General features: G+C 70.0%; 4 protein-coding genes. 2 read left to right on the top strand and 2 right to left on the bottom strand.

Annotated features, from left to right (window positions below; translation table 11 throughout):
• Window positions 1-129: 129 nt before the first annotated feature.
• A complete protein-coding gene (locus MXD95_RS23460) occupies window positions 130-546 on the bottom strand; it encodes a ferritin-like domain-containing protein (protein ID WP_250642869.1) in 417 nt (138 codons plus the stop codon).
• Window positions 547-1364: 818 nt separating this feature from the next.
• Complete coding sequence (locus tag MXD95_RS29390; protein WP_374122121.1) at window positions 1365-1976, bottom strand: pentapeptide repeat-containing protein; 612 nt, start codon at window positions 1974-1976, stop codon at window positions 1365-1367.
• Window positions 1977-3715: 1739 nt separating this feature from the next.
• Here MXD95_RS29390 and MXD95_RS23450 point away from each other — a divergent pair.
• Window positions 3716-5449, top strand: coding sequence for an ABC transporter ATP-binding protein (locus tag MXD95_RS23450; RefSeq protein ID WP_250642867.1), 1734 nt, complete (start codon window positions 3716-3718; stop codon window positions 5447-5449).
• Window positions 5446-7428, top strand: coding sequence for an ABC transporter ATP-binding protein (locus tag MXD95_RS23445; protein ID WP_250642866.1), 1983 nt, complete (start codon window positions 5446-5448; stop codon window positions 7426-7428). The genes MXD95_RS23450 and MXD95_RS23445 overlap by 4 nt, the downstream gene beginning before the upstream one ends.
• Window positions 7429-7540 lie beyond the last annotated feature (112 nt).

Here is a 7540-nt window from a genome sequence, read left to right as displayed (position 1 = left end):
CACCCGATAAAAAAACAATTGGGGTGTGAGGGGGCTAGTGAAATTTTTTAAAAACCCCCCCCGCGGGGGGGGGGGGGGGGGGGGGGCGGGGCGCCCCCCCCCCCCCCCCCCCCCCCGCAGCGGTGCCCGTCAGCGTCCGAGGGCGGTCTGCAGGTCGCGGACGTGCTCCTGGGTCTGCTCCAGCAGGGGCCTCAGCGCCTCGGCGACGTCGGCCAAGCCGAGTTCGTGCGCCTGCACGACCCGCTCGCGGTAGCGGTCGAGCTGCTCGGACTCCAGCTGCAGGTCGGTGCGCAACGCCTCCTCGGGCCCGGTGACGGGTTGGATCGAGGACACCTCGGCGGTCGGCGTGCCACCGAGGAAGGAGACCTGTTCCGCGAGGATCTTCGCGTGGTTGAGCTCCTGGGGCAGGTGCCGCTTGATCTCCTCGCCGACGGCCAGGAACTGCGGACCGGTGATGGTCGCGCCGTGCTGGATGTACTGGATGATCGACTGGTACTCCGAGCTGAGGTCGTCGTTGAGCAGCTTGACGAACGTCTGCTGGTCCATGCTGCGGGCCTCCCGTCTGCGGCGTCGCCCGGCGGCGGGCCGGGCGGATCTGGCCGGGATGCCCGTTATCTGCGCCGCCAAGCATCCGTTGGCCCTGCGGTGCCAACCTGGGCCACAGTGGCGTTGGCCATACCGCGCCGGTTTTATCGGATGCTCGCATCGGGTAAGGCTACGTGGGTCGCTCCCCGGTGATGCGCGCCTCGAGTATTCATCCAGGCCATCGCGCGGATACCTCGCTTTTCCAGGCTCCTCCCGTATCGGGCCTCTCTCTGGGGGAAACGCAGTGGTCGGGCGATATGCAGCAAATAGCCGCTGTTGAGGACGAAAATGCCGTGATCTGCCCAGGCTGGTTCCGCGGTGGGTCTCCTGGCCGGCACCGGTCGTGCTGCGGACATCTTGTGCCGGGGGCGCCGTGTCGCTCAGGGCGCTCCCCGGCAGTGCAGAACTGTGCCCGCGTTCTCGTCGGTGCGATCGAGGGGAGGCCGAAAGGTCAGCGGCCCCGGCGGCGGGCTGGACCTGCGGCGAGAATGTCCGGCTCGCCGTTCAGGAACCGGTCGCCCGCCGGTCGACCGCTCGGCGATGTACTGCCCGCTGGTCGGGCAACCGTTGTGATGGAGGTGGAGTGACCGGGGCCTGGGGAGCTGCCGTGACGGGCTCGTCCGCTCGCCTCGAACGCCTCGAACGGCTGGGACGCCTCGAACGCCTCGAACGGCTGGGACGAAGCGGTGTGGGGTGTCATCCGGGCAGGTGTGGCGTCGGCGGGTGTGGCGCTGGCGGGCCTGGTTCTGGCCGACCTGGTGCCGGCGGACGTCGCGCCGTCAGGTGCGGTGTGCGCGGATCTTCCGGAGGTCGTGGCGGGCTTCGACGCGGCGGCCGAGGTGGCCGCCACGGCGGCAGTGAGAAAGTGGCCGGCGCTGGAACCCGGACCGGCGTCGGAACGAGATGCGCTGCCGTCGGGACCGGTGGCCGACGCGGGCACGTGAGTCGCCGGGTGGGCGGCGGGTGCATGAGCGCCGACCGGAAAGGAGGCCCTCGTGTAGGCGGCTGCCGAGCGCAGCGGCGTGGGATAGGTGGCTGACGGGTAGGGCCGAGGGGTCGCGCCCGCGGGTCGGGGAGCGGGGCGCGACCAGCCCAGCGAGCCGGGAGACCTCGGGGCGGGCGGCTCCGCGGGGAGGTCGGGTCGCGGGGCGAACGGCCGGCCGGCGCGGCGGTGAAGCGGAGAGCTGCGCGGGGACGGGGAACGGGGGATTGGCGCGGTCGCCGGGTCGACGGGGCCCCGACCGGCCGAATCGCGACCGGCTGAATCGCGACCGGCTGAATCGCGACCGGCTGAATCGCGACCGGTGGAGCTGCGACCAGTGAAGGTGCGCTCGCTGGAGTCGCGAGCGCCGGAGGTGCGCTCGACAACCGGGTGGCGGGGGGCGAACCAGCCGAACGACGCGGTCCTACCACGCAGCGCCGCGTTCTCCGCGCGGACGATTACCAGGAGCGCGGTGGCGAAGGACGCGCGCATACGTGCTTCGGCCAGCTGCCCTTCAAGTTCGGCCACGTACTCGGGGCTGGGCGCCGGGGCCGAGGCGCCGCTGTCGTCCGCCGGGTCGAGGCCGAACGCCTCGACGTGCAGCGGGCGGCAGCGGTCGAGCTGCGCGCAACGCTGATCGTGGTCGTCCGGGTAGAGCAGCTCGACGTAGTTCTCGATGACAGACCAGTCGATCTGCTTGTCCCCACGGAACTGACGGCTGAGATCCCGGGCGCGGGAACGGCGGATCCGGGCGTCCTCGCTGTCCGCCCAAATTTTGCGGACTACCATCTCGTAGCTGACCCGATAAGGCTGGTTGAGCTCGTAGAGATGTTGAAGAAGCGCGAGCTGACTCTTGTTCTCGAGCTCGGCTTTCGGGCCGCGAGGACGGGCTCCGGAAAGAGTCATCGCCATACCGTCCGATCATCGTGGTGGTGGTGCGTCCCGAGCCGGAGCCGGCGGCCGGCCCCCGCTGCCCCGCGACATGCCATAGCGCACCGCCATCCGATCATCGCCGTCCGACGGCCGCATCGCCGCCTGACGGTCGAGTGGCGCGCCGATCCGCCTGTTCGTTGCCGTACAGCCGGTACTGAGACTAGCGGTTCTGTCCGGGGTTGGATCGGTTGCATGCGCCACAAGGAGGGCGTCTAACCACACACGAGTGCCAGTCGCGCCGGCCGTTGACTTTTGAGTTGGGTTCGGGGCGGGGTATTGCCGATCGCCGCGCACGCACCGCATTTCGTGGGGTTACGGTGCACCGTGGTCGTGTGGGGGGGTGCGTCGAGGGCGGAGCGTAAAGCGAGCTCGGTCGGAACGCGGTCGCTGATCGGGGTCGGCCCGCGTGGCGGGTAAGGGTTCCTGCGGGCGATCCCGGACTGCGGGCGGTGGGAACCCTGGTCCGCGGTGACGCCGTGGGGTTACGGGCATAGCAAAATCGTCCCATTTGTTCTCCAGGAAACGCGCGCTCGGTGCGCACCTCATTCGTCGATTTTCGTTGGGTGGATACGATGGGCGCCGCATATCGTTCGGTCCATGCGCCGCCGGGTGGTGGGTCGCGCGGTCGACGCGGAGTGCGGGACTCCCCGGTCTCTCGTGGCGGCACGTCGACGGCACGTCGATGACCACAACCGCGAGGTGGTGACGTCGGCGGAAGGTCGATCGAAAACTTCTTGACCTGAAGTCCAGGTGAGGTCATAAGGTCGCTAAGCGTCCGGAGCAAAGCCCCGGTCGCGGGCCTGTCCGGCCATCGGCCTGCCCGCGAACGGTGGATCCTCGTCCTCGGCGTGACGCGTGGTGGGGGAGGATCCATGGCCGTGTCCACGGCGGCGCCGTGCCGCGCCGGCCATGCCGCGCCGGCCATGCCGACCGCGCGTCCGGTCCGGCCGTGCCGACCGCGCGTCCGGTCCGGGCGGCCGCATGGGGCGTGCGGTGCGACGTGGGCGCGAGCACGGTGCTCGTATGGTCGTCTGTGCTGCGCGCCTGGTTCAGGTGACCGCATGGTCGGGTGGAGTCGTGTGACGGGGCGGACGTGACGAGGCGGACGTGACGGGCGGACGTGACGAGGCGGACGTGACGAGGCGGAGGAGTCGCGTGGTTGAGAAGTTGCGTGGCCGATGTAGTCGAGCAGTTCAGTAGCTGAGAGGACCCTCCATGCTCCTTCGACTTCTGCGGGTGTACCTCGACCGCTACCGCTGGCGGCTCACCGCCCTGGTGGCCCTGCAGCTGGTGTCCACCCTCGGCATGCTCTATCTGCCGACCCTGAACGCGGACATTATCGACCACGGTGTTGTCGTCGGTGACACCGGCTACATCCTCCGGATCGGCGCGGTCATGCTCGGCGTCAGTGTCGTGCAGGTCATCTGCGCCGGCGCCGCTGTGATGTTCGGTGCCCGGGTGTCGATGGCGGTCGGGCGAGATCTGCGCGGCGCGGTGTTCGACCAGGTGCAGGCGTTCTCCGCCCGCGAGGTCAACCGGTTCGGTGCTCCCTCGCTGATCACCCGGGCGACGAACGACGTCCAGCAGGTGCAGATGCTGGTCCTGCTCGGCGCGACGATGTTGGTGTCCGCTCCGATCATGTGCGTCGGTGGGATCATCCTCGCCATCAATCAGGACGCGGCGCTGTCTCTGTTGCTGGTGGCGATCGTCCCCGTGCTGGTGGTCGCGATCGGGCTGATCGTGTGGCGGATGCGGCCGCTCGGGCGGGGCATGCAGGAGCGGCTGGACACGGTCAACCGGATCCTGCGTGAGCAGATCACCGGGCTGCGGGTCATCCGGGCGTTCGTGCGCGACGGCCACGAGCGTGACCGTTTCGGGGCCGCCAACGACGATCTCACCGACGTCTCGCTGCGCTTCGGCAACCTGCTCGGGATGATGTTCCCGCTGGTGTTCACCGTCGTGAACTTCTCCAGCGTCGCGGTGATCTGGTTCGGGGCGCACCGGATCGACGCGGGCGACATGCGGATCGGCGCACTCACCGCCTTCATCGCCTACCTGATGCAGATCCTTATGGCGGTGATGATGGCGACGTTCATGTTCATGATGATTCCGCGGGCCGAGGTGTGCGCGGAACGCATCTCCGAGGTGCTGGACACGGAGTCGTCGCTGCGGGCGCCGACCGCGCCGGTGCGTCAGCTGCATGCCACCGGCCAGCTTGAGCTGCGCGGGGTCGGTTTCCGGTACCCGGGGGCGGAGGTCCCGGTGCTGCGGGAGGTCAGCCTGCGGGCCGGTCCCGGTCGGACGACCGCGATCATCGGCAGCACCGGAAGTGGGAAGACCACCCTGGTGGGTCTGATCCCGCGGATCGCTGAGGCGACCGAGGGCGCGGTGCTCGTCGACGGGGTGGACGTGCGTGAGCTCGACCCGGCGGTGCTCAGCCGCACCGTCGGCATCGTCCCGCAGCGGCCGTACCTGTTCTCCGGGACGATCGCGTCGAACCTGCGCTACGGCAATCCAGACGCCACCGACGAGGAGCTCTGGCGCGCCCTGGAGATCGCGCAGGCCAAGGAGTTCGTCGAGGCAATGCCGGACGGGCTCGCCAGCTCCATCGCCCAGGGCGGCACGAATGTCTCCGGCGGGCAGCGCCAGCGCCTGGCCATCGCCCGGGTGCTTGTCCACCGGCCCGAGATCTATCTGTTCGACGACTCGTTCTCCGCGCTCGACTACGCCACGGACGCCCGGCTGCGGGCCGCGCTCGCCCAGGAGACGGCGCAGGCCTGTGTCCTCATCGTCGCCCAGCGGGTGGCGACGATCCGCGACGCCGACCAGATCATCGTGCTGGAGGCCGGCGAGATTGTCGGTGTCGGCACGCATCATGAGCTCATGGGGGACAACCCCACCTACCGCGAGATCGTCCTGTCGCAGCTCACCGAACAGGAGGCAGCATGAGCGGGAACGGCGATGCGAGCGGGAACCCCTCCGCCCCCGCCCCCCGCCGGGTGCCCCTTCCGCCGCCCGGGCCGGCGCGGTTCGTCGCCGGCGGGGTGGCGGAGAAGTCGGCGGACTTCGCCGGCTCCACCCGGCGGCTGCTGCGCCGGCTGCGCCCGCAGCGTTCGCTCCTGATCGTCGCCGGGCTCCTCGCGGTCGCGAACGTCGCGCTCAACGTCACCGGTCCGCGGCTGCTCGGGCATGCCACCGACCTGGTGCTCGCCGGTGTGTTCAGCCGGCACGTGCCGGCGGGCATGTCGAAGGCCGACGCCGTCGCGCGGCTGCGGGCCACGGGTCATGGCACGCAGGCTGATCTGCTCTCGTCGCTGCACGTCACACCCGGTGGCGGCATGGACTTCGACGCCATCGGCCGGGTGCTGCTCGCCGTCGTTCTGATCTACGCCGCCGCCGGGGTGTGCGGGGTGTTCCAGGCCCGGCTGATCGCCCGGGCCCTCCAGCGCGCGATCAGTGATCTGCGTACCGAGGTGCAGGACAAGCTCGCCCGCCTGCCCGTGCGCTATTTCGACGACCAGCCCCGCGGCGAGGTGCTCAGCCGGGTCACCAACGACATCGACAACCTCGGGCAGACGCTGCAGCAGAGCATGGCCCAGCTCGTCGTGTCGGTCCTGACGATCGTCGGCGTGCTCTCGGTGATGTTCTGGATCTCCTGGGTGCTGGCGCTCGTCGCGCTGGTGACCGTCCCGGTGTCGGTGATCCTGGCGGCCCGGATCGGCAAACTCGCCCAGCCGCAGTTCGTCGCCCAGTGGCGGCTCACCGGCCGGCTCAACGCGCACATCGAGGAGATGTACACCGGGCACACGCTGGTCCGCGCGTTCGGCCGTCAGGCGGAGTCGGCCGAGATCTTCCGCGAGTACAACGAGCAGCTCTACGCGGCGAGCTGGCGGGCCCAGTCGATGTCCGGCCTCATGCAGCCGGCGATGATGTTCATCGGGAACATCAACTACGTGCTGGTGGCGGTGATCGGCGGGCTGCGGGTGGCCTCCGGCTCGCTCTCGATCGGTGACGTGCAGGCGTTCATCCAGTACTCCCGCCAGTTCAGCCAGCCGCTGACGCAGGTCGCGAGCATGGCGAACCTGCTTCAGTCCGGGGTGGCCTCCGCGGAGCGGGTGTTCGACCTGCTCGACGTCGAGGAGCAGTCCCCGGACGCGGCCGAACCGGCGGTGATGCCGGTGCCGCGGGGCCGGGTGGCGTTCGAGCACGTCAGCTTCCGCTACAAGCCGGGCAAGCCGCTGATCGAGGATCTCTCGCTGGCCGCCGAGCCCGGGCACACCGTCGCGATCGTGGGGCCCACCGGCGCCGGCAAGACGACGCTGATCAACCTGCTGATGCGCTTCTACGAGGTGTCCTCCGGGCGGATCACGCTCGATGGCGTCGACATCGCCGCGCTGTCCCGCGACGAGCTGCGGGCGCAGATCGGCATGGTGCTGCAGGACACCTGGCTGTTCGGCGGCACCATCGCCGAGAACATCGCCTACGGGGCCGCCGGGGCGACCCGTGAGCAGGTCGTCGCCGCCGCCAGGGCGGCGCACGTCGACCGGTTCGTCCGCACCCTGCCGGCCGGATACGACACCGTCCTCGACGACGAGGGGACCGGGGTCAGCGCCGGCGAGAAGCAGCTCATCACGATCGCCCGAGCGTTTCTCGTCGAGCCGCTCATCCTCGTCCTTGACGAGGCGACGAGCTCGGTCGACACCCGCACCGAGGTGCTCATCCAGCAGGCGATGTCGACCCTGCGGGCCGGGCGCACGGCGTTCGTCATCGCCCACCGGCTGTCCACCATCCGGGACGCCGACACCATCCTGGTGATGGAGAACGGCGCGATCGTCGAGCAGGGCAACCACGAGACCCTGCTCGACGCCGACGGCGCGTACGCACGGCTGTACCAGTCGCAGTTCGCCCAGGCCGTCGCCGAGATCTGAGCCGCCACCCCCGCACCATCCGGCCCGAGTCGGTCATCGGGTCGGATGGTGCGGGGGGCAGCGGCCGCGGGCGGGGTGCCCGTCGCGCGGATGGCGCACGGTGCCGGGCGGC

The sequence above is a fragment of the Frankia sp. AiPa1 genome (assembly GCF_023243075.1).
In the GTDB taxonomy this organism is placed as follows: Bacteria; Actinomycetota; Actinomycetes; order Frankiales; family Frankiaceae; genus Frankia.
This window is presented reverse-complemented; position numbering and strand designations above follow the sequence as displayed.

Excerpts from the sequence above, each read along its gene's own strand:
- MXD95_RS23460 (WP_250642869.1), bottom strand. The coding sequence starts at position 546 with ATGGACCAGCAGACGTTCGTCAAGCTGCTCAACGACGACCTCAGCTCG.
- MXD95_RS23450 (WP_250642867.1), top strand. The coding sequence starts at position 3,716 with ATGCTCCTTCGACTTCTGCGGGTGTACCTCGACCGCTACCGCTGGCGG.
- MXD95_RS23445 (WP_250642866.1), top strand. The coding sequence starts at position 5,446 with ATGAGCGGGAACGGCGATGCGAGCGGGAACCCCTCCGCCCCCGCCCCC.